Source organism: Escherichia sp. WS1368 (assembly GCF_046487485.1).
Lineage (GTDB): Bacteria > Pseudomonadota > Gammaproteobacteria > Enterobacterales > Enterobacteriaceae > Escherichia > Escherichia coli.
In genome coordinates, this window is sequence record NZ_JBJQJI010000001.1 from 873,546 (window position 1) to 895,367 (window position 21,822).

The 21,822-nt window shown below is 49.5% G+C and carries 24 protein-coding genes; 14 read left to right on the plus strand and 10 right to left on the minus strand.

Going from position 1 to position 21,822, the window contains the following annotated elements:
• The first annotated feature begins 110 nt into the window (after window positions 1-110).
• A complete protein-coding gene (ptrB, locus tag ACJHYD_RS04235) occupies window positions 111-2,171 on the plus strand; it encodes an oligopeptidase B (RefSeq protein ID WP_001551233.1) in 2,061 nt (686 codons plus the stop codon).
• Here the strand turns inward: ptrB and exoX are convergent.
• The 3 genes from exoX to holE form a co-directional block, all read right to left on the minus strand.
• Complete coding sequence (gene exoX, locus ACJHYD_RS04240; protein WP_000944256.1) at window positions 2,168-2,830, minus strand: exodeoxyribonuclease X; 663 nt, start codon at window positions 2,828-2,830, stop codon at window positions 2,168-2,170. The two genes, ptrB and exoX, sit on opposite strands and share 4 nt — an antisense overlap.
• Before the next feature lie 23 nt (window positions 2,831-2,853).
• Window positions 2,854-3,510, minus strand: coding sequence for a carbon-nitrogen hydrolase family protein YobB (gene yobB / locus ACJHYD_RS04245; protein ID WP_000011653.1), 657 nt, complete (start codon window positions 3,508-3,510; stop codon window positions 2,854-2,856).
• A 101-nt stretch (window positions 3,511-3,611) separates the two neighbouring features.
• Window positions 3,612-3,842, minus strand: coding sequence for a DNA polymerase III subunit theta (holE, locus tag ACJHYD_RS04250; protein WP_000916763.1), 231 nt, complete (start codon window positions 3,840-3,842; stop codon window positions 3,612-3,614).
• Between the two features lie 138 nt (window positions 3,843-3,980).
• Between holE and yobA the strand changes: the two genes are divergently transcribed.
• The 4 genes from yobA (at window position 3,981) to pphA (ending at window position 6,637) form a co-directional block, all read left to right on the plus strand.
• Entirely contained in the window at window positions 3,981-4,355 is a 375-nt protein-coding gene (yobA, locus tag ACJHYD_RS04255) for a CopC domain-containing protein YobA (protein WP_000168747.1), read from the plus strand.
• Window positions 4,356-4,358: 3 nt separating this feature from the next.
• Window positions 4,359-5,231 (plus strand): copper homeostasis membrane protein CopD, encoded by an 873-nt coding sequence (copD, locus tag ACJHYD_RS04260; protein ID WP_001551232.1) that lies wholly within the window; start codon window positions 4,359-4,361, stop codon window positions 5,229-5,231.
• A gap of 12 nt (window positions 5,232-5,243) precedes the next feature.
• Window positions 5,244-5,585: a YebY family protein gene (locus ACJHYD_RS04265; protein WP_000976472.1), complete on the plus strand. Its 342-nt coding sequence runs from the start codon at window positions 5,244-5,246 to the stop codon at window positions 5,583-5,585.
• Window positions 5,586-5,980: 395 nt separating this feature from the next.
• A complete protein-coding gene (gene pphA, locus ACJHYD_RS04270) occupies window positions 5,981-6,637 on the plus strand; it encodes a protein-serine/threonine phosphatase (protein WP_001551231.1) in 657 nt (218 codons plus the stop codon).
• Here pphA and ACJHYD_RS04275 read toward each other — a convergent pair whose 3' ends face one another.
• From ACJHYD_RS04275 to yebS, 5 genes are all read right to left on the minus strand, one after another.
• Window positions 6,638-6,829, minus strand: coding sequence for a YebW family protein (locus tag ACJHYD_RS04275; RefSeq protein WP_001296140.1), 192 nt, complete (start codon window positions 6,827-6,829; stop codon window positions 6,638-6,640). It lies immediately after the preceding gene.
• Between the two features lie 104 nt (window positions 6,830-6,933).
• Entirely contained in the window at window positions 6,934-7,170 is a 237-nt protein-coding gene (locus ACJHYD_RS04280; protein WP_001295499.1) for a YebV family protein, read from the minus strand.
• A 117-nt stretch (window positions 7,171-7,287) separates the two neighbouring features.
• Window positions 7,288-8,727 (minus strand): 16S rRNA (cytosine(1407)-C(5))-methyltransferase RsmF, encoded by a 1,440-nt coding sequence (gene rsmF / locus ACJHYD_RS04285; RefSeq protein WP_024186439.1) that lies wholly within the window; start codon window positions 8,725-8,727, stop codon window positions 7,288-7,290.
• A gap of 79 nt (window positions 8,728-8,806) precedes the next feature.
• Entirely contained in the window at window positions 8,807-11,440 is a 2,634-nt protein-coding gene (gene yebT / locus ACJHYD_RS04290) for a lipid-binding membrane homeostasis protein YebT (protein ID WP_001306757.1), read from the minus strand.
• Window positions 11,409-12,692 (minus strand): membrane integrity lipid transport subunit YebS, encoded by a 1,284-nt coding sequence (yebS, locus tag ACJHYD_RS04295; protein ID WP_001316436.1) that lies wholly within the window; start codon window positions 12,690-12,692, stop codon window positions 11,409-11,411. Before yebS ends, yebT begins: the two co-directional genes overlap by 32 nt.
• 129 nt (window positions 12,693-12,821) lie before the next feature.
• On the opposite strand from yebS, the gene msrC reads away from it, so the two are divergent.
• From msrC to htpX, 4 genes are all read left to right on the plus strand, one after another.
• Window positions 12,822-13,319, plus strand: a complete 498-nt coding sequence (gene msrC / locus ACJHYD_RS04300; protein ID WP_001043876.1) for an L-methionine (R)-S-oxide reductase — start codon at window positions 12,822-12,824, stop codon at window positions 13,317-13,319.
• Between the two features lie 96 nt (window positions 13,320-13,415).
• Complete coding sequence (gene proQ / locus ACJHYD_RS04305; RefSeq protein ID WP_000431370.1) at window positions 13,416-14,114, plus strand: RNA chaperone ProQ; 699 nt, start codon at window positions 13,416-13,418, stop codon at window positions 14,112-14,114.
• 19 nt (window positions 14,115-14,133) lie between these two features.
• Complete coding sequence (gene prc, locus ACJHYD_RS04310) at window positions 14,134-16,182, plus strand: carboxy terminal-processing peptidase (protein WP_001055785.1); 2,049 nt, start codon at window positions 14,134-14,136, stop codon at window positions 16,180-16,182.
• Window positions 16,183-16,373: 191 nt separating this feature from the next.
• A complete protein-coding gene (htpX, locus tag ACJHYD_RS04315) occupies window positions 16,374-17,255 on the plus strand; it encodes a protease HtpX (protein ID WP_000984517.1) in 882 nt (293 codons plus the stop codon).
• Between the two features lie 45 nt (window positions 17,256-17,300).
• On the opposite strand, the gene ACJHYD_RS04320 is transcribed toward htpX, so the two are convergent.
• Window positions 17,301-18,674, minus strand: coding sequence for an MFS transporter (locus tag ACJHYD_RS04320; protein WP_001551227.1), 1,374 nt, complete (start codon window positions 18,672-18,674; stop codon window positions 17,301-17,303).
• Window positions 18,675-18,850: 176 nt separating this feature from the next.
• On the opposite strand from ACJHYD_RS04320, the gene kdgR reads away from it, so the two are divergent.
• Window positions 18,851-19,642, plus strand: coding sequence for a DNA-binding transcriptional regulator KdgR (gene kdgR / locus ACJHYD_RS04325; RefSeq protein WP_001262179.1), 792 nt, complete (start codon window positions 18,851-18,853; stop codon window positions 19,640-19,642).
• A 143-nt stretch (window positions 19,643-19,785) separates the two neighbouring features.
• Here kdgR and ACJHYD_RS04330 read toward each other — a convergent pair whose 3' ends face one another.
• Complete coding sequence (locus ACJHYD_RS04330; RefSeq protein WP_001211011.1) at window positions 19,786-20,025, minus strand: YobH family protein; 240 nt, start codon at window positions 20,023-20,025, stop codon at window positions 19,786-19,788.
• A 158-nt stretch (window positions 20,026-20,183) separates the two neighbouring features.
• Between ACJHYD_RS04330 and mgrB the strand changes: the two genes are divergently transcribed.
• The 4 genes from mgrB (at window position 20,184) to cspE (ending at window position 21,724) form a co-directional block, all read left to right on the plus strand.
• Window positions 20,184-20,327 carry a PhoP/PhoQ regulator MgrB gene (gene mgrB / locus ACJHYD_RS04335; protein ID WP_000714550.1) on the plus strand — a complete coding sequence of 48 codons (144 nt, stop codon included), beginning with the start codon at window positions 20,184-20,186 and terminating at the stop codon, window positions 20,325-20,327.
• Between the two features lie 74 nt (window positions 20,328-20,401).
• Complete coding sequence (locus ACJHYD_RS04340; RefSeq protein WP_001006855.1) at window positions 20,402-20,689, plus strand: YebO family protein; 288 nt, start codon at window positions 20,402-20,404, stop codon at window positions 20,687-20,689.
• Window positions 20,690-21,358: 669 nt separating this feature from the next.
• Entirely contained in the window at window positions 21,359-21,502 is a 144-nt protein-coding gene (locus ACJHYD_RS04345) for a DUF2627 domain-containing protein (protein ID WP_001295496.1), read from the plus strand.
• A 12-nt stretch (window positions 21,503-21,514) separates the two neighbouring features.
• A complete protein-coding gene (gene cspE, locus ACJHYD_RS04350) occupies window positions 21,515-21,724 on the plus strand; it encodes a transcription antiterminator/RNA stability regulator CspE (protein ID WP_001062678.1) in 210 nt (69 codons plus the stop codon).
• Window positions 21,725-21,822: the final 98 nt, after the last annotated feature.

The window sequence follows — 21,822 nt, forward strand, 5'->3', positions numbered from 1 at the left end:
GGGCGAGGGTTTACGGCGTTTTTCGCTAAGCAATGACTACCCTGTTTCGCTTGCATCTCCGGTGAGTTTTGCCACCCTTATAAGATGTTTCAACCAGAAAGAACAATAACATGCTACCAAAAGCCGCCCGCATTCCCCACGCCATGACGCTTCATGGCGATACGCGCATCGATAATTACTACTGGCTGCGGGACGATACGCGTTCTCAGCCGGAAGTCCTGGACTACCTGCAACAAGAAAATAGTTACGGTCATCGGGTGATGGCCTCGCAACAAGCCTTGCAGGATCGCATCTTAAAGGAAATCATCGACCGCATTCCGCAAAGAGAAGTTTCTGCGCCCTACATAAAAAATGGCTACCGCTATCGGCATATTTATGAACCAGGCTGTGAATATGCTATCTACCAGCGTCAATCGGCATTCAGTGAAGAGTGGGATGAGTGGGAAATATTGCTCGATGCCAATAAGCGCGCAGCTCATAGTGAGTTTTATTCGATGGGCGGAATGGCGATTACGCCCGATAACACCATTATGGCGCTGGCAGAAGATTTTCTTTCCCGACGCCAGTACGGCATTCGTTTTCGTAATCTGGAAACAGGTAACTGGTATCCGGAACTGCTGGATAACGTTGAACCCAGCTTTGTCTGGGCAAATGATTCCTGGACTTTCTACTATGTTCGCAAGCATCCGGTGACGCTGCTTCCTTATCAGGTCTGGCGTCACGCCATCGGTACGCCAGCATCGCAAGATACACTGATCTACGAAGAAAAAGACGATACCTATTATGTCAGCCTGCATAAAACGACGTCGAAGCACTATGTAGTCATTCATCTGGCCAGCGCCACCACCAGTGAAGTTCGCCTGCTGGACGCGGAAATGGCCGATGCCGAGCCGTTTGTTTTTCTGCCGCGCCGCAAAGATCACGAATACAGCCTTGATCACTACCAGCATCGGTTTTATCTGCGTTCCAACCGCCACGGCAAAAACTTTGGCTTATACCGTACCCGTATGCGTGATGAGCAACAGTGGGAAGAGTTAATTCCGCCACGCGATAACATTATGCTGGAAGGGTTTACGCTGTTTACCGACTGGCTGGTGGTTGAAGAGCGTCAGCGCGGGTTAACCAGTTTGCGCCAAATCAACCGCAAGACCCGGGAAGTCATTGGCATTGCCTTTGATGATCCGGCCTATGTGACCTGGATTGCCTACAATCCAGAACCTGAAACCGCGCGATTGCGTTATGGTTATTCTTCCATGACCACACCAGACACTTTGTTTGAACTGGATATGGATACCGGTGAGCGTCGTGTATTAAAACAAACAGAAGTGCCCGGTTTTGATGCGGCGAATTACCGCAGTGAACACCTGTGGATAGTCGCCCGTGATGGCGTCGAAGTTCCGGTTTCGCTGGTCTATCATCGCAAACATTTTCGCAAAGGACACAACCCATTGCTGGTGTATGGCTATGGTTCTTACGGCGCAAGTATTGATGCCGATTTCAGTTTTAGCCGCTTGAGTTTGTTAGATCGTGGCTTTGTCTACGCCATTGTCCATGTTCGCGGCGGTGGTGAGCTGGGGCAACAATGGTACGAAGACGGAAAATTCCTGAAGAAGAAAAATACGTTTAATGATTATCTTGATGCCTGCGATGCATTGTTAAAACTGGGCTATGGCTCTCCTTCGCTCTGTTATGCGATGGGCGGGAGTGCGGGGGGCATGTTGATGGGCGTTGCAATTAATCAACGCCCGGAATTGTTCCACGGCGTTATCGCCCAGGTACCGTTTGTTGATGTTGTAACAACAATGCTTGATGAATCAATTCCTCTTACCACTGGTGAGTTTGAAGAGTGGGGGAATCCGCAGGATCCGCAATATTACGAGTACATGAAAAGCTACAGCCCGTATGACAACGTCACCGCACAGGCTTATCCGCATTTACTGGTAACGACCGGTTTACACGATTCTCAGGTGCAATATTGGGAACCGGCAAAATGGGTCGCTAAATTGCGCGAGCTGAAAACCGATAACCATCTTTTATTGCTCTGTACCGACATGGACTCAGGCCATGGCGGTAAATCTGGCCGCTTTAAATCGTACGAAGGCGTAGCGATGGAATATGCTTTTCTGGTCGCGCTGGCGCAGGGAACATTACCCGCTACGCCTGAGGATTAAGTATTTTCCAGATAATGTTTCAGTGTTAAACGCAGCTCCGGGCTCATGCTGTCCAGGTTATTAAACAACCAGCGCAGATAGCCCGGATCGCGTTCGGCAACGTCGGAAACCGCTTTGCCACGGTATTTGCCAAAGGTGAAGGTCGTCATCAACGACGGACGTCCGGTGATATCGGCCATCTGTTCTGCCGTCCAGCCGGAGGTGTTCATAATATCGATAAGCAACGCAGCGGTGATATAACAGTCATACAACGCGCGGTGATGATGCAGGCCCGGCGGCGTCTGTACATTGAGCTTCCGTGTTTTATATAACGCCATATTGCTGTACTTGATCCCTGGCCACAAACGACGGGCCAGTTTCATAGTGCAAATCCACTCACCGGGCATCTCAGGCAGTACGCGGCGGTCAAAGCTGGCGTTGTGCGCGACATACCATTCACTACCGTAATAGTGCGGGATCACATCTTCAATCCACGGTTTATCGGCGACCATGGCTTCGGTGATGCGATGAATCGCCATCGCCTGTGGACTAATAGGACGATCGGGGCGCACCAGGTGGCTCATGGGGTTGACGATTTTTCCGTCAATGACATCAACAGAGGCAATCTCAACGATCCCTCCCTGCAAACCGCAGGTTTCTGTATCGATAATGCGCAACATGGCATGCTCCAGGCCGAAAAAGCCTAGCGTAATGGAATGATATCGCCTTGCCAACCCTGTGATGAACGCTGACCGACTAACAATAATGAACCACGATCGGCGCGAACGATGAGACGACCATGTTCATCCCATAGTGCACTGTTACCACGGGCATTTGCCATCAGCACGGCAATTGAGTACTGATGTGAAAAAAATTGTAAGCGGCGGGTAGATGCCAGTAGGTCGGGTTCCCCCAGACATTGCCCTGTCGTAAACAGTGAACAGGTCGGATCCATATCCATACCTTCCGGTTGTTCATCGACCACCGTGATGGTTCTGGAACGACGGCCCAGACATGCACCATGACTCTGATGGTAGATCCCTGGTGTTTTTCGCCACGGTGCGAACACCGCAATTCCACGAATAAAGCGATCGTTATATTCAACGGGAAGGCCGGCAATGATGGTCATTCGCCAGGTCGTTGCAGCATAACAAAGCGGGTCTAACAGCGAGAGATCGGGTGGGGCAGGAAGGGCACGTCGCGAATAATCACACCCCAGTAAAGAAAGCGATGGAAAAACTAACAGCTGACATTGTTGCCTGGCGGCGGCCCTCACAAACTCCAGATGATGAGCTACCTGTTCGGTCAGTGAGGTTTTACGAGGCTCATATTGCGCTGCTGCAACTTTCCAGAACGACATAATGACTTCCTTTTCAAAATGACTGCAAATTATGGGTGCGGTTTAGAAAATACTCATAATTTAGCAGGCGTTATGTAAGAAAGTGTAACTCTGTATAAGTTTTATTTAAGTTTGGGCTCGTAAGGTAAACGTGACAGATTGACCGAAGCCAAACGGTGGGCGATAAGCCGCTCGCGAAACCAGCTGCGCAAATGTTCAGGCTGTTCACGTTCAACCGCTTCAGCGATCACCGGCATATTGTAGCGTTCTTTAAATGCCACCCCGGCCGCCGCCAAATCGACATTCACTTTATCCATTTCTGTTTGATCCAGTTTAGCCAGATTCTTCAGCATTCTTAATCTCCTCATCATTCGCGGGCAAAAGTTACTAAGAGTGAGCCTGGATGGCAAGCCGGAATTGATGATCCTCGACTCAGACATTAGACAAGGTTATGCTCTGTAAAAAAGTTATTACAAAAAGGAATAGATAATATGGCTTCAACTGCACGCTCCCTTCGCTACGCGCTGGCAATCCTGACCACTTCGTTGGTGACACCTTCCGTCTGGGCACATGCGCATTTAACGCATCAGTATCCTGCGGCAAATGCGCAAGTGACAGCTGCCCCGCAGGCAATCACTTTAAACTTCTCGGAAGGCGTTGAAACAGGATTCAGTGGTGCAAAAATCACGGGGCCAAAAAACGAAAATATTAAAACATTACCGGCGAAGCGGAATGAGCAGGACCAAAAGCAACTGATTGTTCCACTGGCCGATTCGCTGAAACCCGGAACCTACACCGTTGACTGGCATGTTGTTTCGGTGGACGGGCATAAAACGAAAGGACACTACACCTTTAGCGTGAAATAAATCATGCTGGCGTTTACCTGGATCGCGCTGCGATTTATCCATTTCACCTCGCTGATGCTGGTCTTTGGCTTCGCAATGTACGGTGCCTGGCTGGCCCCCTTAACGATTCGTCGCTTGCTGACGAAGCGTTTTCTGCGTTTACAACAGCACGCTGCCGTCTGGAGTTTGATCAGTGCCACTGCAATGCTCGCCGTTCAGGGCGGGTTGATGGGAACGGGATGGACAGATGTATTTTCGCCAAACATTTGGCAGGCTGTTTTGCAAACGCAGTTTGGTGGCGTCTGGTTATGGCAAATTGTTCTCGCCCTCGTAACGCTGATCGTCGCCCTTATGCAACCGCGGAATATGCCACGTTTGATGTTTATGCTCACTACCGCGCAATTTATTCTGCTGGCGGGAGTCGGGCATGCGACGCTGAATGAAGGGGTAACGGCGAAAATCCATCAGACTAATCACGCGATTCACCTGATCTGTGCGGCGGCGTGGTTTGGGGGATTACTGCCGGTGCTCTGGTGTATGCAACTCATCAAAGGTCGTTGGCGACACCAGGCTATTCAGGCGCTGATGCGTTTTTCCTGGTGCGGGCATTTTGCGGTGATCGGCGTACTGGCAAGCGGCGTGCTTAATGCATTGTTGATTACCGGATTTCCCCCCACGCTTACGACTTACTGGGGCCAACTCTTATTGCTCAAAGCCATCCTGGTGATGATTATGGTGGTCATCGCGCTGGCTAATCGTTATGTTCTTGTACCGCGCATGAGGCAGGATGAAGATCGTGCGGCACCCTGGTTTGTGTGGATGACTAAACTCGAATGGGCGATAGGTGCGGTAGTGCTGGTGATCATCAGCCTGCTTGCGACTCTCGAACCTTTTTGATGGATTACGAAAATGATGAAAAAAAGTATTCTGGCGTTTCTGTTACTCACCAGTTCTGCAGCGGCGCTGGCTGCACCGCAGGTGATTACCGTTAGCCGTTTTGAAGTGGGTAAAGACAAATGGGCGTTTAATCGCGAAGAGGTGATGCTGACTTGCCGACCGGGTAATGCTTTGTATGTCATCAACCCAAGTACCCTCGTGCAGTATCCTTTAAACGATATCGCACAAAAGGAAGTTGCCAGTGGGAAGACTAAAGCCCAACCCATTTCGGTGATTCAGATTGATGATCCTAACAATCCCGGCGAAAAAATGAGTCTGGCACCGTTTATAGAACGAGCTGAAAAACTCTGTTAATTACCTAAAATAGCCTTTTGATTTCCAATAAAAAAACCGCCTCAGTTCTTTCACCAGAACGGGCGGTTTTTAACATTTAAGCTGATGGCCACCGCGCTTTTTATTGACCATTTTGCACGCAAACTGGAAAACCTGGCGTCGTCATCTATTCTTAAAGGGCAAGGCAACTAAGCCTGCATTAATGCCAACTTTTAGCGCACGGCTCTCTCCCAAGAGCCATTTCCCTGGACCGAATACAGGAATCGTGTTCGGTCTCTTTTTATCTGTTAAAAGCCAGAAGCATTCCCTTCGCTGACTTTATAGTCAACCATAACACACACTCTACTGTCTGAGTCCAGCGTTTTTTAACATTCTTGTTAAGATTATGTGATCTTTAGCGCGGGAGGAAAATATTGATGAAACAGCCTGCGCCCGTTTATCAGAGAATTGCGGGTCATCAATGGCGACATATCTGGCTTTCAGGCGATATACACGGTTGTCTTGAGCAGTTGCGCCGCAAATTATGGCATTGTGGTTTTGATCCGTGGCGAGATTTACTTATCTCAGTGGGAGACGTTATCGATCGTGGGCCGCAAAGTTTACGTTGCCTGCAGTTACTGGAACAACATTGGGTTCGTGCGGTAAGAGGCAATCATGAACAGATGGCGATGGATGCGCTGGCATCCCAGCAGATGTCTTTATGGTTGATGAATGGCGGCGACTGGTTTATTGCGCTGGCAGATAATCAACAGAAACAAGCGAAAACGGCGCTGGAAAAATGTCAGCATTTGCCCTTTATTCTTGAAGTACACAGTCGCACCGGCAAGCATATTATTGCTCATGCCGATTATCCAGATGATGTTTATGAATGGCAAAAGGACGTCGATTTGCATCAGGTCTTGTGGAGCCGCTCGCGATTAAGTGAACGCCAAAAAGTGCAGGGAATTACAGGTGCTGATCATTTCTGGTTTGGTCATACACCGTTGCGCCATCGCGTGGATATTGGCAACCTGCATTATATTGATACAGGTGTTGTCTTTGGGGGCGAACTGACTGTTGTGCAATTGCAATAATTAAAAATCACCGTACTCCTGTGCAGGTCGCCAGAAACCATCTATAAAATCCTCAATCGGAAAACAACCGCCATGGCGGATCCGTTGATCGCTCATAGAATAAAGACACTGCTGTTCCGTGTTGTAGACATCCACAACAATATCTTCACAACCGCCATCCAGGTAGCAAACAAAAAGTACCAGCGCGAACATTTCATCCCCGAAGTGTGGTGCCGTACCGTTAAGTTTAGGAGAGATTTTACAACGGGGGAATAACCAGGACAAATAACCCGCCATGCCGACGGGTTCTTTTTGGATTAGGCAAGACGCATAATCCAGGCATCAGATTGTTGATCGTAACGGGTACGGTAAAGGACAGAGTGTTCGCCATTTAGCAGGGCAGGGATACTGGTTTCAGCATCCCAGGCATCCAGTTGCATACATAAATCGGGGTCAGATTTACAAGGAATGGTTAACGTTCGATCACCCGGCGATTCGCCGTGTAATTCGCCGTCGTCGATTTCAAAAGCGCCTATGCGCACACTGGTTTTCATCTTCGTGCTCTCCATTTAGCTGCCGATTGTGGTACGACCAGTCCGATCGCACCATTTTTCAGCCTAGTTGAGGCAGCCGAATGTGCCAGTCAAAAAGTGCGCTTTTTTTGTGCGCTGTCAGGCGTTACCGGTAAAAAGTTTCCCATCGCGCACCAGTTCACGCGGGTAGCTGTTTTTCAGTCGCGAACCAATTCGTTTGGCTAAACCAATCGGCTGATGCTGGAAAGTAACCAATACATCATCCGCTACTGGCGCGGCTTGCGGGTAAACATCGCGCCCGCGATACCACTCCTCCGCTTCCTGCGCCGTTAGTTCAAAAGCGTTCACATTGTCGGGTGAGGCAAGGGCAATAACCGCTTCATGCTGCCAGCGATAACCTTTGTTATGCGTTTCGGCAAGTTTAATCCCCAGGCGAGAAAATCGGACTTTACCGATCAGGGCTTCAATGCCCACCGGGAACAACCACAGTTCTTTGTCACGCTGCCAGAGGCGCAGGTTTTCATCCCAGTTTAAGCCAACACCTGCAGCCGCCTGACGAATTTGTCCAGCTTCGCGATCTTTCACCGGGCTAAACGGGAAATTGCCCACTTTGTATTTTGGGGCGGGTAAGACGGGGATCGCCTGAGTTTTACGCAGACGAGCAACGAAGAAGCCTTCGCAGTCGTAAATTTGTGGGAAAACATGCAAAAAGCCTTCTTCGGTCAGCGCCTTATTTGCACCAGGGAAGAGATCGCCAAGCGGTAAAAACTCTACTGCATCGGGGTAAGTCTCTTTAAGCCACCGGCAGACGGCTTCATTTTCTTCCTGGTTTAAGGTACAGGTCGAGTAAACCAGCGTACCGCCAGGGCGTAATGCATGAAAGGCGCTGTCGATCAGTTCCCGTTGGGTAGCTGCGATTTCCTGATTGCTTTCTGGTGACCAGTTTTTTAGCGCATCGGGATCTTTACGCACCACGCCTTCGCCGGAGCAGGGAGCGTCCAGCAAAATGGCATCGAACATTTCTGGCACTGCCGCACCAAATACACGGCCATCAAAATGCGTGAGCGCAACATTACGGATGCCACAGCGGCTGATATTGGCATGTAACACTTTTACCCGACTGGCGGAAAACTCATTGGCAAGGATAGCCCCTTCGTTATTCATCCGCGCGGCAATTTGCGTCGTTTTGGAGCCTGGCGCAGCAGCGACATCCATCACCCGCTGTGGTGCATTACCGTCAGCAAACAAGGCGGCAACGGGCAACATTGAACTGGCTTCCTGAATATAAAACAGGCCGCTTAAATGCTCGGCGGTACTACCCAATGGCAATGCATCTTCATCGTCGCGTTCAATCCAGAAACCTTCTTCACACCACGGAATTGGCGTAAGCGTCCAGCCATAAGAGGCGGTTAATTGCAGGAAATCAGCAACGGAGATTTTCAGCGTATTAACGCGAATGCTGCGGCGCAACGGGCGCTGACAGGCGGCAAGAAAATCATCAAAAGAGAGCGTCGAAGGCATCGCTTCGCGCATTTGCGTCAGAAAGGCGTCCGGGAAATAAACGGTGTGTTGGGCCACGAGCATATACCACTGGCAAAAAAACAGGCGCGCAGTTTAGCATAAACGCTCCGGCGCAGGCACGCCGGAGCAGTGGGCATTATTTGGGAAGCGCAGTACCCCATTCACGCCACTCTTTCGGTTCACTTTCCTGCAACAGGAAGTGCTTGCCTTCCTGGGCTTTCGGTGCCAGTGGCGTACCTGGAGGCGTGGCGAAGGCGATGCCGCCACGGATAAACTGGTTAAAGGTGCCGGTTTTCACTACGCCGCCCGTCAGACCAAAGTCCAGACTGTAACCCGATGCCAACCAGAAGACGGAATTGTTACGCACCAGGTGTTGATAGCGTTTACTGATGCGCATCGCAATCATCACGCGATCTGACAATGTCCCCAGCGTCATTCCGGTAACCGTACCGACTTCCAGACCACGGAACAGCACAGGCGTACCGATGCCTAACGAACCGGCTTCCGGCGCTTCAACAATAATGCTTAAGCCATCCAGGTAACGCGAATCAGTTATGGTGGCCTCTTGTAATTCAAAGTCGCGGCGAGGATTGCCCCGGCCTGGTTCGACGTTGATATACGGCTGGAGGATAGTATCAAGATGCTCAACGCCAGCTGCCGAAATTTGCGGTGTGACCACTGAGAAGCGTGTACCACCGCGAGCAAAGGTCTGAACATATTCCGGATAGAGCACCGCCTTTGCCTGTACTTCATTGCGCGCGGTAATCAGATCCAGCGTCTGGATTTGCCCGATATCAATACCGAGATAGCGAATTGGCATCCCGACCGCCAGTTTTCCGGCATCGAAAGCGTGAAGCGTAATCTGCCCGCCAACCGCACGGGCCGCTGTTTCGGAAGCATACAGAATACGCTTGTCGCCTTTACGCTGACTGGCGCTGGCACCGCTGAGGTTATCGAAGCTAATAGCCCCCTTTAATGCTCTGGAGAGCGGGGATGCCTGTACAGTCAGACCACTACCATTCAGCTGAACTTTCGCCCCACCTTCTGCCCAGAACACGCTGTTGCTGGTCAGAAGGTTGCGATACTCCGGCTTAATATGCAGATCGATATCAAACGCGTTAGCTCGCGGACGCACGGTAATAACTTCACCAACTTCAAATTTACGGTACAGCACTACCGATCCTGCCTGCACATCCGGCAGCGTCTCTGCACTCAAACTCACGGTTGTGGTGGGTAAATCGCTAAGGCTGTTCTCCAGCGCTTTTTCCAGATTGGCATACAGTGGATAGCTGGCTTTCATCTCGCCTTTATCGCCTGGCAGAATACGTATCCCGCCGTTAATCCATTCTGAGGCGCTGGCACCAAGAAACTCAACGCCATCCAGCCCCACCTTCACGTCGACACGGCTGTTGACGACAAATTTGCTATCGCCTTTTACCAGTTCGCGATGCTGAGGCTCGATGGCGACGGTAAAGGTGACGCCTTTGCTGGTGAGTTTACGATCAATAACCTGGCCTACCTGCACGCCGTGAAGAATGAGCGGCTGACCAGCATCAATGCCGTAACTTTCTGGTGCTGTCAGGGTCAGTGTCAGAACATCCGGCTCTTGTAGCAGGGCTTTTTCACCTGGCACAACAACGAACTCTTTGCGTGGCTCGCCATCGCCGGGCACCAACTCAAAGGTTTTTCCGGTCAGCAGGGCGCTGAGATTGGCATCGCTAAGGGATAATTTCGGATTACGTAATTCGATGCGGGTATTTTCACGAAGCAGGGTGACGACGCTGGGATCAACGGTCATTTCCCCAGTGACTTTACCACCAGGATTTAAATCCAGTTTAGTCAGCTGTCCGACTTCCAGCCCCTGATACATTAACGGCGTCGAGTCGGCGGTTAATCCGGCCCCACTCGGCAGTTCCAGTTTTATTATTACGCCACGCTGGCTGTGGGCGAGATCTTCATACAGACCAAAGGTATCTTCCGCCTCGGCAGGTTTCGACTCTTCAGGTGAATCGAAGGCAATCGCACCGTTAACCAGTGCCGCCAGACTTTCCAGTTTCACCTTCGCGCCACTGATACTGACGTTGGCATCAACGCCGGAAACGTTCCAGAAACGGCTACCTTTTTTCACCAGATCGGTAAAACGCCGCTCGATCAGGACATCAATCACCACGCCTTGCTTATTGGGATTGATGGCATAGTCGTAGACTTTACCCACCGGGATCTTGCGGAAATAGACCAATGAACCACTGTTCAGCGAACCGAGATCGGGGGCTTGCAGGTGGATCATCAGATCGCCATTATCCAGCCGATACTTCGGTTGGGTATCGAGTGCGACAAAGTGATCCTGCTCTTTACCTTTACCTGGCATCATGCCGATATAGTTACCACCGACGAGGGCATCCAGCCCGGAGACACCTGCCAGCGAGGCCTTTGGCGTCACCAGCCAGAACTGTGTCTCTTCGCGCAGCGCATCTTTCATATCAGACTTGATGCTGACCTTGACTTCAATCTTACGAAGATCGTCGCTCAGGCTGATATCCTGCACAGTTCCGACTTCAACGCCCTGATAACGAACAGGGGTGCGGCCCGGGACAATACCATCCGCCGACATAAAGTCGATGGTGACGGTATTACCCCGGTCCTGATAACTGTCCCAAATCAGCCAACCAGCAATCATTAGCGCGATGAACGGCAGCAGCCAGAAAGGTGAGATACGGCGTTTATTTTTAATCTGCGCTTCAGTCGTCGAAGCGGGCGTTTCCTGACTCATGTGCATCCCAAAGTAAGCGGCTGTCCAGCCATTCCACAGCAAGAATAGTCAAAATTACCGCTGCGCCGAAATAAAACGCAGCCGGTCCCATAGTAAAAGCGAGGATCTGATCGCGATTAATCAGCGACATGGTTAAAGATATGACAAACAGGTCGAGCATCGACCAGCGACCAATCCAGGTCACCATCCGCAGTAACAGAATGCGTGTGCGTAAACCTTGCTGGCATTTAAAATGAATACTCAACAGTAAAGTGAACATGACGATCACTTTAGTAAACGGTACCAGAATACTGGCGATAAACACGATTCCCGCAACGGCAATGTTGCTACTTGCCAGCGACATAATTCCGGAAAGAATTGTATCTTCCTGCCGTCCTCCGTTCAGATAAATGATAGAAATAGGCAACAGGTTGGCAGGTAACAACAAAACGATTGACGCTAACAGCGCCGCCCAGCATTTTTGCAGACTATGACGGCGACGCAGGCGTAGCGGGATATGGCAACGCGGGCAGCGACCACGCTGATCAGGATAGCCGGTAAAATGGCACCCAAGACAGACACGGAGTTTCTCGTCCCTACGCGTAGCGGGGCGCTGCGGATAAAATCGCTCCCACAGTTCTTCGACATTGAGATGTGACAACGTCACCGTCGTTAAAATCACCAACGCCACAAAAGAGAACAAGCCGACACCCGCCTGGATATGGGCATAATCCTGCACCTTTATAGAAGCAACGCCAATGCCGACCAGGTAGATATCGAGCATTACCCACTCTTTCAGTCGCTCAAGCATCAGCAGTACCGGACGTAGATTCATTCCCAGTCGGTTACCAAACCATAAATAAGCTATGGAGGTCACCAGAATGAGGGGGGCACCAATAACGCAAAAAAAGACCATTGATCCCGTTATCGCATCGCCCTGTTTGGTCATTTGCCAGATGCCTTGCATGACGTTGGCGTCAATACGAATGCCTAACAGCCAGATATGCAACAGCGGTTCGCCCCAGGCAAACGGCATCAGCAACAGCATGGTGAAGGCCATTGCCGCCAGGCGCGTTAGCGACCAGTCGCGCCCGTCACGAATTTTTGCCTGGCAGCGCGGACAATAGGCACTTTGATGAGAATTTATCTCAGGCAGGCTAAACAGCATGTCACATTGCGGGCAACGTTGGTAATCACCACGCGGCAGTTCCTCGCCCATTGCCCTCACTGTTATCTTTTTTGTCGGCGTAATTTGTGGTGTGTTAAGAGCCATGACGTGCCAAATGTAATAAGAATTAACATTAATCTTAACCCATGATGGGAATGATCTTGAGCATTAACGCATTTAATGCTTATTTTAATAGGCTGGCAGTTCCAGGTAAGACAACCAAGTGATTATATAATGAACAAAACAGAATTTTACGCGGATTTAAATCGCGACTTTAACGCGCTGATGGCAGGAGAAACCAGTTTTCTGGCAACGCTTGCTAACACCAGTGCGTTGTTATATGAGCGTCTCAGTGACGTAAACTGGGCAGGTTTTTATTTGCTTGAGGACGATACACTGGTGCTCGGACCATTTCAGGGCAAAATTGCCTGTGTCCGGATACCCGTCGGGCGCGGCGTGTGCGGTACTGCGGTTGCCCGCAATCAAGTGCAGCGTATCGAGGATGTTCATGCGTTTGACGGGCATATTGCCTGTGATGCGACGAGTAATTCTGAAATTGTTCTGCCGCTGGTGGTGAAAAATCAGATTATTGGTGTTCTCGACATCGATAGTACCGTCTTCGGTCGCTTTACAGACGAGGACGAGCAAGGCTTACGTCAGCTTGTGGCACAGCTTGAAAAGGTGCTTGCAACGACGGATTACAAAAAATTCTTTGCGAGCGTCGCAGGATAATCAACGGATAACGTAGCATTTACTGATAGCGTCATTATAATGACGCCTGTTCATGCCTGCGCTTGTTGGCTACGTCCGTTGTAATCAGGAAATTTCATGGAAAATCAACCTAAGTTGAATAGCAGTAAAGAAGTAATCGCGTTTCTGGCCGAACGTTTTCCCCACTGTTTCAGTGCGGAAGGTGAAGCGCGTCCGCTGAAAATCGGTATTTTTCAGGATTTGGTCGATCGTGTTGCCGGGGAAATGAACCTGAGCAAAACGCAATTGCGATCCGCTTTACGTCTCTACACTTCGAGCTGGCGTTACCTTTACGGTGTTAAACCCGGCGCAACGCGTGTCGATCTTGACGGCAACCCATGCGGTGAGCTGGACGAGCAACATGTAGAGCATGCTCGCAAGCAGCTTGAAGAAGCGAAAGCGCGTGTTCAGGCACAGCGTGCTGAACAGCAAGCGAAAAAACGCGAAGCTGCCGCAGCTGCTGGTGAGAAAGAAGACGCACCGCGCCGCGAACGCAAGCCACGTCCGACCACGCCACGCCGCAAAGAAGGCGCTGAACGTAAACCTCGTGCGCAAAAGCCGGTAGAGAAAGCGCCAAAAACAGTAAAAGCACCTCGCGAAGAACAGCACACCCCGGTTTCTGACATTTCAGCTCTGACTGTCGGACAAGCCCTGAAGGTGAAAGCGGGTCAAAACGCGATGGATGCCACCGTATTAGAAATCACCAAAGACGGCGTCCGCGTCCAGCTGAATTCGGGTATGTCTTTGATTGTGCGCGCAGAACACCTGGTGTTCTGAAACGGAGGCCGGGCCAGGCATGAACATGTTTTTTAGGCTTACCGCGTTAGCTGGCCTGCTTGCAATAGCAGGCCAGACCTTCGCTGTAGAAGATATCACGCGTGCTGATCAAATTCCGGTATTAAAGGAAGAGACGCAGCATGCGACGGTAAGTGAGCGCGTAACGTCGCGCTTCACCCGTTCTCATTATCGCCAGTTCGACCTCGATCAGGCATTTTCGGCCAAAATCTTTGACCGCTACCTGAATCTGCTCGATTACAGCCACAACGTGCTGCTGGCAAGCGATGTTGAACAGTTCGCGAAAAAGAAAACCGAGTTAGGTGATGAACTGCGTTCAGGAAAACTCGACGTTTTCTACGATCTCTACAATCTGGCGCAAAAGCGCCGTTTTGAGCGTTACCAGTACGCTTTGTCGGTACTGGAAAAGCCGATGGATTTTACCGGCAACGACACTTATAACCTTGACCGCAGCAAAGCGCCATGGCCGAAAAACGAGGCTGAGTTGAACGCGCTGTGGGACAGTAAAGTCAAATTCGACGAGTTAAGCCTGAAGCTGGCAGGAAAAACGGATAAAGAAATTCGTGAAACCCTGACTCGCCGCTACAAATTTGCCATTCGTCGTCTGGCGCAAACCAACAGCGAAGATGTTTTCTCGCTGGCAATGACGGCGTTTGCGCGTGAAATCGACCCGCATACCAACTATCTTTCCCCGCGTAATACCGAACAGTTCAACACTGAAATGAGTTTGTCGCTGGAAGGTATTGGCGCAGTTCTGCAAATGGATGATGACTACACCGTTATCAATTCGATGGTGGCAGGTGGTCCGGCAGCGAAGAGTAAAGCTATCAGCGTTGGTGACAAAATTGTCGGTGTTGGTCAAACAGGCAAGCCGATGGTTGACGTGATTGGCTGGCGTCTTGATGATGTGGTTGCCTTAATTAAAGGGCCGAAGGGCAGTAAAGTTCGTCTGGAAATTTTACCTGCTGGTAAAGGGACCAAGACCCGTACTGTAACGTTGACCCGTGAACGTATTCGCCTCGAAGACCGTGCGGTTAAAATGTCGGTGAAGACCGTCGGTAAAGAGAAAGTCGGCGTGCTGGATATTCCGGGCTTCTATGTGGGGTTGACAGACGATGTCAAAGTGCAACTGCAGAAACTGGAAAAACAGAATGTCAGCAGCGTCATCATCGACCTGCGTAGCAATGGTGGTGGGGCGCTGACCGAAGCGGTATCGCTCTCCGGTCTGTTTATTCCATCCGGCCCGATTGTTCAGGTCCGTGATAACAACGGTAAAGTTCGTGAAGACAGCGATACCGACGGACAGGTCTTCTATAAAGGCCCGCTGGTGGTACTGGTTGACCGTTTCAGTGCTTCGGCTTCAGAAATTTTTGCCGCGGCAATGCAGGATTACGGTCGTGCGCTGGTTGTGGGTGAACCGACGTTTGGTAAAGGCACCGTTCAGCAATACCGTTCATTGAACCGTATCTACGATCAGATGTTACGTCCTGAATGGCCAGCGCTGGGTTCTGTGCAGTACACGATCCAGAAATTCTATCGCGTTAACGGCGGCAGTACGCAACGTAAAGGCGTAACGCCAGACATCATCATGCCGACGGGTAATGAAGAAACGGAAACCGGTGAGAAATTCGAAGATAACGCGCTGCCGTGGGATAGCATCGATGCCGCGACCTATGTGAAATCAGGCGATTTAACGGCCTTTGGACCGGAGCTGCTGAAGGAACATAATGCGCGTATCGCGAAAGATCCAGAGTTCCAGAACATCATGAAGGATATCGCGCGCTTCAACGCTATGAAGGACAAGCGCAATATCGTTTCTCTGAATTACGCGGTGCGTGAGAAAGAGAATAATGAAGATGATGCGACGCGTCTGGCGCGTTTGAACGAACGCTTTAAGCGCGAAGGTAAACCGGAGTTGAAGAAACTGGATGATCTACCGAAAGATTACCAGGAGCCGGATCCTTATCTGGATGAGACGGTGAATATCGCACTCGATCTGGCGAAGCTTGAAAAAGCCAGACCCGCGGAACAACCCGCTCCCGTCAAGTAATATCAATCAGGCACAAGAAATTGTGCCTGATTTTTTAACAGCGGCAAGATGCCGTAAATCAGATGCTACAAAATGTAAAGTTGTGTCTTTCTGGTGACTTACGCACTATCCAGACTTGAAAATAGTCGCGTAACCCATACGATGTGGGTATCGCATATTGCGTTTTGTTAAACTGAGGTAAAAAGAAAATTATGATGCGAATCGCGCTCTTCCTGCTAACGAACCTGGCCGTAATGGTCGTTTTCGGGCTGGTACTGAGCCTGACAGGGATACAGTCGAGCAGCGTTCAGGGGCTGATGATCATGGCCTTGCTGTTCGGTTTTGGTGGTTCCTTCGTTTCGCTTCTGATGTCCAAATGGATGGCATTACGATCTGTTGGCGGGGAAGTGATCGAGCAACCGCGTAACGAAAGGGAACGTTGGCTGGTCAATACTGTAGCAACCCAGGCTCGTCAGGCGGGGATCGCTATGCCGCAAGTGGCTATCTACCATGCGCCGGACATCAACGCTTTTGCAACCGGTGCGCGCCGTGATGCCTCTCTGGTTGCTGTCAGCACCGGTTTGCTGCAGAACATGAGCCCGGATGAAGCCGAGGCGGTAATTGCTCACGAAATCAGCCACATCGCCAATGGTGATATGGTCACCATGACGCTGATTCAGGGCGTGGTGAACACCTTCGTTATCTTTATTTCCCGTATTCTGGCGCAGCTTGCCGCGGGTTTTATGGGCGGAAATCGTGATGAAGGTGAAGAGAGCAACGGCAACCCGCTGATCTACTTTGCGGTTGCAACGGTTCTGGAACTGGTGTTTGGTATTCTGGCGAGCATTATCACCATGTGGTTCTCGCGTCATCGTGAATTCCACGCTGATGCCGGTTCGGCAAAACTGGTTGGTCGCGAGAAAATGATTGCCGCGCTGCAGCGCCTGAAAACCAGCTATGAACCGCAAGAAGCAACCAGCATGATGGCTTTCTGTATTAACGGTAAGTCGAAATCGCTCAGTGAGTTGTTCATGACTCACCCGCCGCTGGATAAACGTATTGAAGCTCTGCGTACGGGTGAATACCTGAAGTAATATGAAGTAAATACTAAAAAGCGCGTCCTGCTCGACGCGCTTTTTTTATGCCCTGGATCTTGGCTGAGTGATACGTAACCCACTGATACAGGCAGCAATCACTGCCAGAATAGCCGCAGCCATCAGCGAGACGTGAGTACCATTATCACCAAACTGATTTAGCATCAGCGCCACCAGCGCCGCGCCGCTACTCTGACCCAGTAGACGAGCCGTTCCTAACATGCCACTGGCTCCACCGCTACGTTCGCGAGGAGCGGAGGTAATAATGGTGTGGTTATTGGGTGACTGGAACAAGCCAAATCCAGCGCCACATAAGATCATCGGCCAGATAATATTGATATCCGCAGGTGACGCGGGCAGCAGAACCAGGGAAAAAAGCCCCGCAGCCATGATGAACAATCCTAAAGCACCCAGCAATCCTGCATGTACGCGTTCAATCAAATAGCCTGCCAGCGGAGCCATCACCATCGTTGCTAACGGCCACGGTGTCAGAAGTAAACCTGTTTCGACTTCACTACGCCCGAGCACGGTTTGCAGGTAAAAGGGCAGGGAAACCATTGCCAGCATTTGTGCGCAGAAAGAGCAAACAGATGTGCAAATAGAAAGTGAAAACAGCGGGATACGCAGTAAATCCACCGGTAGCAGCGGTACGGGAAGAAAAAGCTGGCGGCGAATAAAGAAAATACCAACGACAACCATTACCACCAGTTCCGCACCAATCAATGTCAGCGATTGCCCCTGAGCGAAACCACTCAACGCAGTGATAAGCAGGCCGAAGGTTAACGCGTTCATCACGGCGCTGGGCAGGTCGAAACGGGGTTTACTGGCGCGAGAACCATTGGGTGGCAGAAAACGCATCGCCAGAAGCAGGGCGATAATACCCAACGGTACGTTGATTAAAAATAACCATTTCCAGGATGCGATGGAGAGGATTGCTGCAGCAATTGTCGGCCCGGCAGCAGAAGAAACGGCAACAATAAACGAGTTTATGCCCATCCCTCGACCCAGAAAACGTTGTGGATAGATCAGGCGGATAAGTGCGGTATTAACGCTCATCAACGCTGCACCGCCGAAACCTTGTATGACACGCGCAAGGGTGAGCATTTGCAGCGAATCAGAAAGGGCGCAGAACAGTGAAGACAACAGAAAAACGACCAGACCGCATTTATAAATACGTCGATAGCCAAACATATCGCCCAGAAACGAAAATGAGAGCAGGGAGATGACAATGGCGATTTGATAGGCGTTCACTACCCAGATGGAACTGGCCGGTGTGGCATGAAGGTCCGTGGCGATTGTTGGCAAGGCGACGTTGGCGATTGCGCCGTCAAGGACAGCCATCGAAATACCAATCACAATGGTTAATATCGCACCGTATCGCTGGGGCAACGGCAGGCCGTCGGCCTGAACTTTTGGCATAGGAATTTTATATCTTTGGTGAATAATCAACAGGGGTAAGATTCTAGCACTGATATTCACGGTGGATGTCGCAGAATTGTAACTAACCGGCAAAAGATGGATTGCGACCACCCAGGTGCGAAATTATAATAAAAAACAGTTCTGATTTTTATAAAACACTCGCAATGAGGTGATAAATGGCTAACGCAGATCTGGATAAACAGCCTGATTCTGTATCTTCCGTGCTAAAAGTTTTTGGCATTTTGCAGGCGCTGGGTGAAGAGCGCGAAATAGGGATAACCGAGCTGTCGCAGCGCGTCATGATGTCAAAAAGCACCGTTTATCGCTTTTTACAGACCATGAAAACCCTGGGTTATGTGGCGCAGGAAGGGGAGTCGGAGAAATATTCCCTGACCCTGAAATTGTTTGAACTGGGCGCTCGCGCGTTACAAAACGTCGATTTAATTCGTAGCGCAGATATCCAGATGCGTGAGATCTCCCGCCTGACCAAAGAAACTATCCACCTCGGCGCACTGGACGAAGACAGTATTGTTTACATTCACAAAATTGACTCTATGTACAATTTGCGCATGTATTCACGGATTGGGCGTCGTAATCCGCTGTACAGCACCGCGATTGGTAAGGTACTGCTGGCATGGCGCGATCGCGATGAAGTGAAGCAAATTCTTGAGGGCGTGGAGTATAAACGCAGTACCGAACGGACCATCATCAGTACAGAAGCGTTATTACCCGTTCTGGACCAGGTGCGCGAGCAGGGGTATGGCGAAGATAACGAAGAGCAGGAAGAAGGACTGCGTTGCATTGCGGTTCCGGTATTTGATCGCTTTGGCGTGGTCATTGCCGGTCTTAGCATCTCCTTCCCGACGTTGCGTTTCTCTGAAGAGCGTTTACAGGAATATGTCGCAATGTTGCATACCGCGGCGCGCAAAATTTCTGCCCAAATGGGTTATCACGACTATCCATTCTGATGAGAGTAAGAACCTGTCTGAATATCAAACAGACAGGTTCTTTATTTAGCATGAGAAAAATAAAGTTGAAGGTGGCGTTATATTAAACGCACTTGCGATAAGAATATTTTACTCATGAGTGAGAATCTGGTTATTTATTACCCTTAACCATTATCGACCACAATATTGCTTTTACGTAACAACGGGCAATCTGTTATCCCCAGAAAACCACTTTTAGTGTGCAGGTATTGTACCGTGCTGGTGCCTCTGGCGGTCAGATAGGTACATTGCAAACCTAATCCCGCGGCATTCTCTTTGCTTCCAATCAAAACGCCATATCCGCTGAGTAATAATCCTATCCATACCAGTGCTATCAGCATAACTGTGCGAATGATGAATCGCATTACAACCTCTTCTCTTTTTATGTTCGCTTAATCGTAGCGGCAATATGCGCTGAAGCAAGCGACTCATTCTGAAAAAGCACGAATATCGACATAGTTAGGCGCTGTTTAACTAACGCATGCTAGTTTAATGACATAAGGTAGGTGAAACGGAGATTGGAGTGAAAAAGTTTCGATGGGTCGTTCTGGTTGTCGTGGTGTTGGCTTGCTTGCTGCTTTGGGCGCAGGTATTCAACATGATGTGCGATCAGGATGTACAATTTTTCAGCGGAATTTGTGCCATTAACCAGTTTATCCCGTGGTGATATCATTTTTTCAGCACTAGATTTTCTTCCTCTCCAGCAGTGGTAGAATAGCGCCTCTACTCAGAGGTGGTGAAATGAACGAAGTTGTTAATTCAGGCGTGATGAACATTGCGTCTTTGGTTGTATCGGTGGTGGTTCTTTTTATCGGGCTTATCTTGTGGTTTTTTATCAATCGTGCCAGTTCACGGACTAACGAACAGATTGAACTGCTTGAGGCGTTGCTGGATCAGCAAAAACGTCAAAATGCTCTGTTACGTCGTTTGTGCGAAGCAAACGAACCTGAGAAAGCAGATAAAAAGACCGTTGAGAGTCAAAAATCGGTTGAAGACGAAGATATTATTCGTCTGGTCGCCGAACGATAATCCTTCCTCAATCTTGAGTAACCCCGTCGTTGAAGGGTTACTCAATTCATCCTGATTATACGCACTGCCATGGTGCAACTGCTTCAAATTAAAACTCTGGTCTGACTTCAAATAATTATCATATTATTTATTTGCGTAACGGGATATCAGAAAAAGATATTTAGCCCATTAATTTATTAGGATGTTTACATCGGATTTGTGATTAAGTGTGGTATTATTTATTAGCGAAACGTTTCTCTCTTGATTTTTTTGCGCATTCATCAATTTTTCTTATTTTAAATTTACAATACCTTTGGCGATTGACTTCTCTTTGGGGTGATTGATAGCCGTTAACTGACTGTTTTATGAGAAAAAGTGATATAACTTTTTATTCATTGCATAGCAGAAAATGTGATATTGCACGCACTATGTAATAACTTCTCCCATTGGCCTGGAACAACTGAACTTATTGAACTATGTTAGAAAATACGTCAGTTTAAGTATCTGCCTGAACTGGCAAGGTTAAGCACAATGATATATCGGCGCGTATTCCGTTGCATAAGTGTGCAAAAAAAGTGGAAGACGTATCGAGATTTGTGCGTCTGATCGAGACATGTTTAAAAATGGCTTGCCATAATTAACGTTGTATGTGATAACAGATTTCGGGTTAAACGAGGTACAGTTCTGTTTATGTGTGGCATTTTCAGTAAAGAAGTCCTGAGTAAACACGTTGACGTTGAATACCGCTTCTCTGCCGAGCCTTATATTGGTGCCTCATGCAGTAATGTGTCAGTTTTATCTATGTTATGCCTGCGGGCGAAGAAAACAATCTAAGGAATTTTTCAAATGGCAAAGATTAAAGGTCAGGTTAAGTGGTTCAACGAGTCTAAAGGTTTTGGCTTCATTACTCCGGCTGATGGCAGCAAAGACGTGTTCGTACACTTCTCTGCTATCCAGGGTAATGGTTTCAAAACTCTGGCTGAAGGTCAGAACGTTGAGTTCGAAATTCAGGACGGTCAGAAAGGTCCGGCAGCTGTTAACGTAACAGCTATCTGATCGAATCCACTGATCTGAAGTGTGAATACGCTTCAATCTCGCTATAAAGCCTCGTCGAATGCGAGGCTTTTTACTTTGCTTTATCTTCGCTCCAGTCG

Bases quoted from the DNA above. Each gene is read 5' to 3' on its own strand.
- ptrB (WP_001551233.1), top strand. From the start codon at position 111: ATGCTACCAAAAGCCGCCCGCATTCCCCACGCCATGACGCTTCATGGC.
- exoX (WP_000944256.1), bottom strand. From the start codon at position 2,830: ATGTTGCGCATTATCGATACAGAAACCTGCGGTTTGCAGGGAGGGATC.
- yobB (WP_000011653.1), bottom strand. From the start codon at position 3,510: ATGTCGTTCTGGAAAGTTGCAGCAGCGCAATATGAGCCTCGTAAAACC.
- holE (WP_000916763.1), bottom strand. From the start codon at position 3,842: ATGCTGAAGAATCTGGCTAAACTGGATCAAACAGAAATGGATAAAGTG.
- yobA (WP_000168747.1), top strand. From the start codon at position 3,981: ATGGCTTCAACTGCACGCTCCCTTCGCTACGCGCTGGCAATCCTGACC.
- copD (WP_001551232.1), top strand. From the start codon at position 4,359: ATGCTGGCGTTTACCTGGATCGCGCTGCGATTTATCCATTTCACCTCG.
- ACJHYD_RS04265 (WP_000976472.1), top strand. From the start codon at position 5,244: ATGATGAAAAAAAGTATTCTGGCGTTTCTGTTACTCACCAGTTCTGCA.
- pphA (WP_001551231.1), top strand. From the start codon at position 5,981: ATGAAACAGCCTGCGCCCGTTTATCAGAGAATTGCGGGTCATCAATGG.
- ACJHYD_RS04275 (WP_001296140.1), bottom strand. From the start codon at position 6,829: ATGTTCGCGCTGGTACTTTTTGTTTGCTACCTGGATGGCGGTTGTGAA.
- ACJHYD_RS04280 (WP_001295499.1), bottom strand. From the start codon at position 7,170: ATGAAAACCAGTGTGCGCATAGGCGCTTTTGAAATCGACGACGGCGAA.
- yebT (WP_001306757.1), bottom strand. From the start codon at position 11,440: ATGAGTCAGGAAACGCCCGCTTCGACGACTGAAGCGCAGATTAAAAAT.
- yebS (WP_001316436.1), bottom strand. From the start codon at position 12,692: ATGGCTCTTAACACACCACAAATTACGCCGACAAAAAAGATAACAGTG.
- msrC (WP_001043876.1), top strand. From the start codon at position 12,822: ATGAACAAAACAGAATTTTACGCGGATTTAAATCGCGACTTTAACGCG.
- proQ (WP_000431370.1), top strand. From the start codon at position 13,416: ATGGAAAATCAACCTAAGTTGAATAGCAGTAAAGAAGTAATCGCGTTT.
- prc (WP_001055785.1), top strand. From the start codon at position 14,134: ATGAACATGTTTTTTAGGCTTACCGCGTTAGCTGGCCTGCTTGCAATA.
- htpX (WP_000984517.1), top strand. From the start codon at position 16,374: ATGATGCGAATCGCGCTCTTCCTGCTAACGAACCTGGCCGTAATGGTC.
- ACJHYD_RS04320 (WP_001551227.1), bottom strand. From the start codon at position 18,674: ATGCCAAAAGTTCAGGCCGACGGCCTGCCGTTGCCCCAGCGATACGGT.
- kdgR (WP_001262179.1), top strand. From the start codon at position 18,851: ATGGCTAACGCAGATCTGGATAAACAGCCTGATTCTGTATCTTCCGTG.
- ACJHYD_RS04330 (WP_001211011.1), bottom strand. From the start codon at position 20,025: ATGCGATTCATCATTCGCACAGTTATGCTGATAGCACTGGTATGGATA.
- ACJHYD_RS04340 (WP_001006855.1), top strand. From the start codon at position 20,402: ATGAACGAAGTTGTTAATTCAGGCGTGATGAACATTGCGTCTTTGGTT.
- ACJHYD_RS04345 (WP_001295496.1), top strand. From the start codon at position 21,359: ATGTGTGGCATTTTCAGTAAAGAAGTCCTGAGTAAACACGTTGACGTT.
- cspE (WP_001062678.1), top strand. From the start codon at position 21,515: ATGGCAAAGATTAAAGGTCAGGTTAAGTGGTTCAACGAGTCTAAAGGT.